At 50.8% G+C, this 3,466-nt stretch carries 6 protein-coding genes and 1 pseudogene; 1 reads left to right on the top strand and 6 read right to left on the bottom strand.

Annotation, left to right across the window (positions count from 1 at the left end; genetic code table 11):
- The 4 genes and pseudogenes from ACJROR_RS02365 to ACJROR_RS02350 all read right to left on the bottom strand — a co-directional run.
- A pseudogene (locus ACJROR_RS02365) lies at positions 1 to 220 on the bottom strand (hypothetical protein); the annotation flags it as partial.
- A 174-nt stretch (positions 221 to 394) separates the two neighbouring features.
- Positions 395 to 544, bottom strand: a complete 150-nt coding sequence (locus tag ACJROR_RS02360; RefSeq protein WP_406545695.1) for a hypothetical protein — start codon at positions 542 to 544, stop codon at positions 395 to 397.
- A gap of 16 nt (positions 545 to 560) precedes the next feature.
- Positions 561 to 1,004: a hypothetical protein gene (locus ACJROR_RS02355; protein ID WP_406545694.1), complete on the bottom strand. Its 444-nt coding sequence runs from the start codon at positions 1,002 to 1,004 to the stop codon at positions 561 to 563.
- A gap of 8 nt (positions 1,005 to 1,012) precedes the next feature.
- Complete coding sequence (locus tag ACJROR_RS02350) at positions 1,013 to 1,291, bottom strand: S8 family serine peptidase (protein WP_406545693.1); 279 nt, start codon at positions 1,289 to 1,291, stop codon at positions 1,013 to 1,015.
- 96 nt (positions 1,292 to 1,387) lie between these two features.
- On the opposite strand from ACJROR_RS02350, the gene ACJROR_RS02345 reads away from it, so the two are divergent.
- On the top strand, positions 1,388 to 1,591 hold the full coding sequence (locus ACJROR_RS02345; protein WP_406545692.1) for a hypothetical protein: 204 nt from the start codon (positions 1,388 to 1,390) through the stop codon (positions 1,589 to 1,591).
- A gap of 137 nt (positions 1,592 to 1,728) precedes the next feature.
- Here the strand turns inward: ACJROR_RS02345 and ACJROR_RS02340 are convergent, their stop codons facing one another.
- Together ACJROR_RS02340 and ACJROR_RS02335 are read right to left on the bottom strand one after the other, a co-directional pair.
- Positions 1,729 to 2,100, bottom strand: coding sequence for a hypothetical protein (locus ACJROR_RS02340; protein WP_406545691.1), 372 nt, complete (start codon positions 2,098 to 2,100; stop codon positions 1,729 to 1,731).
- A 386-nt stretch (positions 2,101 to 2,486) separates the two neighbouring features.
- Positions 2,487 to 3,466: iron-containing alcohol dehydrogenase (locus tag ACJROR_RS02335; protein ID WP_406545690.1), on the bottom strand; the 980-nt coding region annotated here is incomplete at its 5' end.

Below are 3,466 nucleotides of genomic sequence, written 5' to 3'. Positions count from 1 at the left end.
CATAGTCGTGAAGAGATCCCAGGGTTTCCCGGGGAGACTGGGCCTGAGCCTGAGCGCCTGCCTTGTCAGCAAGCGCGAAATTGCCGGTATAGATTACAGAGTTCTTTTTCTGAATCACGCCGTCATCTGCCAAAGCGGCATTGGCAAAGGAAACACTGGTCATAAGCATGGCTGCCGTTAAAAACAAAGGAAAACTGATTTTCCTAAAGGTTAATGTCATAAACGCTCCCCGTTGGTATATGAAAAGAGGCATTTTCTTAAAATTCTGCATTGCCGGAAAAATAATCAGCGCCGGCGGTTATTTAATTATAATGCTTTCCCGGACTTCAGATCAGAGTGTCTGCCTGAAAATCGCATATCCGCAGCCGGGCGAATGCTTCTGAACATGAATCGCTTACCTTTTGCGGCCGTAGACGGTAAGATGCATGTTTTTATTAAGCCTGTCCGCATCAATCTGACAGGCGCTTCTCACGAAGAGTCGGAACTTCCTGTCCGGATCCTCCCTCAGGGATTCCTGATAAAAGGCCGAGGTGGCGATATCCATAGGCTCCAGAGCGACTTTAAAAAAACATCGAAATCTTCATATTCGGAATTTTAACCCCGGACTGGTAATCCCAGTTGGTATAAAGGGGCTTCAGCAGTGACTTAATGCCGGACTGAGATTCTGCTATAAGCTCCAGAAGAGAATTGGCGCTAAATACGGCCTTCTTGCGTTCAGCGTTGTGCTCCGTCATGTTCTCATCCTCAGCGGTGACCGCCAGTTCGCAGGCTTCTATAATGCCATCCGGAAGATAATTAAGACCTGAGACATCATAGGTAACGGCATCCAAAATAAGTTCCTTCCGGCCCAGAGGTTCTCCCTCTTCATTTTGGAAATCTGAGAAGGTGCAGGTTATTAAACGTCCGGAGTCATCAGTGTACGCGCAGGGATTCTCGTTGGCGGATACGTATTTCTCCGGAAGCTCCTTCATGCCGGAGCAGACGGGATCCTTATCGCACTCCAAAGCGGCCTTCACCAGAGCCCGGCATCAGCAACCCCGAAACCGTACCAGTTAGCGAACCGGAAACCCGCGGCATTATCCTGCCAGCCGTAATCAAAGATGACTTTTTCTCCGCAGAAGTCATCATATCTTTCCAGAGCCGTCAGAGCCAGGGTGGGCATCGCAGTGTCGTTTCTGGCGGTTTTTGCCAGAAGATAACGGAGCTGCGATACCGTCATGTCAGGTTTGGCCTGATACGCCAGAGCGACAGCTCCGGACACGGTGGGCGCGGCGGCAGATGTGCCGTTCATGGTATTGGTGTAGTATTTGTTTTCTTCGCTTCTCCAGGGAGAATACTTACAGGATCCTCAAAATCCCCGGGATCATAGCCGGAGAGAGCGGTTACTATGGCTGCGATTGAGTATTGTGCTGATCCCAATATTGTCGCAACAGTGGCTGATGATAAGAATGTTAAGTACAATGGCGAGACAATGTCTTTGACGGCTTTGGCAAAACTGCTCTCCGGGAAGAAATATGCAATTGCCGGCCCGAGGTACTTTAAGTACAAGGGAGAATGGCTTAACGATATCCGGTGCCGTTTGGGTGTGTGAATTTGGCGGTTTCCTGCCCCATAAACATTTTAACGACAGCAGAAAGACGGAAGCTTTTGAGGGACCTTTGGCATATCGTGTGGCGTTCAATGCCCCGTTCTTTCCATGCATGTGTTATTGCCTGTTATGAAAGGCGGCTAACAGGCAAACAAATCATCAAGAGTGATCACATTTGAAAATAACCCGCTGTATTCGTTACGCACCAATCCGTAAGTCGTGATAAGAGTATGGCGAATCACTTTTCTGGGAGAAATATTTGCTGCAAGAATCATCTGTCTTTCTGATAAAGCCTGACAGTACCCCCTGTCAGCTGAAAACGGCTCTCCCTGATACCTGATATCGCACATATTGAGCACCCGATCAGCTCTGTCCAGAAGGAGAGCAGTTTGCGCGCCCCCTGATTCGTCATCTGATCCGATCCATGCAGACTGAGCGGTTTGCACGCCGTATATATCCAGTGTCTTTTTGATCTGATCTATATGCTGAAAACAGACCTTCTCAAAAGCCAAGCCTCTCCAGGAAACGATCCTCGGCGCATTCTGGTTCTTTGTCCAATAGTGTTCATCCGGTTTACGGGGCTCTTTCATAAAATGAATCCAAAACAGACAAAGAGGAAAAACGAGCAGCGGAGTTCCGAAATGGCAGGAGCAATAATGTCTCTCCCGGCGCGAACCTTTATAAAATCATGTGGCGGCAAAGGGGCGATGCGGCAAGGGGCAGAAAAAAGGCTGAAATAAGAGGCTCCAAAAGCAGGTCTCTTTAGTTCAGCAAAAAAAATCCCGGAACCTTAATCCCGGGAGATTTCTCTTCTGAGCCCTGTCGCATTGTTTCCGGCAGGTTCAGGCTAATTACAATGCTTAATCGCTCGGCTTAATCTTCGCCAGACGGCAATTCCTTAAAGAGCCGCCTTCAGAATGCCGATGATGTCATCCCGGTTCAGCGGGCGGAGAGCGTCCTTGAAGTTGCCGAACCAGTGAGCGATGATATGGTCGGCCATTTCCCCGAAATGCTCATCGGAGTCAATGCCCACCTCTCTCAGGGTGCCGGGAAGACCGATGCTCTTAAAGAATTCCGCAGTCTTGCGAATGGCCTCTTCGGCATTGTCCATGGGAGCGTTCTTCGGATCCAGACCGAATACTCTTACGCCGTACTGGGCGAAACGGGGCGCGGTTTCCTCGGTGAGCCAGAATCTCATGAGAGGCGGCGTCAGAATGGCGAGACCGGCGCCGTGTGTAATGTCATAGAAGGCGGACACCTCATGCTCAATGCCGTGGCATACCCAGGGAGACGGGGTGCGGCCGATAGCCGGAAGTCCGCAGCAGCCGAAGGAGCTTATCATCATAAGCTGAGCCCGGGCTTCGTAATCATCAGGCTGCTCCAGAGCTTTGGGAGTGCATTCCACAATGGTGCGGAGCATAGCCTCGCAGATGCCGTCGGTAAAGATATTGCCGTCCTTCACCAGATAAGACTCAAAGACGTGGGACATAATGTCCGCGGAACCGGAGGCGGTCTGCCAGGCGTTAACCGAATAGGTGTACTCCGGATCCATAATGGACACCTCCGGGAAAATGTTCCCCAGAAGAGCATTCTTTTCATTAGTTTCCGGATTGGTGATGACGCCGCCGCCATCGTATTCGGAACCGGTGGCTGACAGGGTCAGCACCGCAAAAAACGGCACATGCCCCTTAATGAGACTGGCATCCATTACCAGATCCCAGGGATCTCCGTCATACCTGGCGCCGCAGGCAATGTTTTTAACGCAGTCGATAACGCTGCCGCCGCCGGCTGCGATAATGAAGTCGATATTTTCCTGCTTCACCATCTCCACGCCCTTTCTTACGGACTCAATGCGGGGGTTGGGCTCGATTCCCGGAA

This window comes from Succinimonas sp. (genome assembly GCF_045225735.1).
In the GTDB taxonomy this organism is placed as follows: domain Bacteria; phylum Pseudomonadota; class Gammaproteobacteria; order Enterobacterales; family Succinivibrionaceae; genus Succinimonas.
The sequence above is the reverse complement of the archived record's forward strand: the minus strand, read 5'-3'. Positions and strand labels throughout refer to the sequence as shown.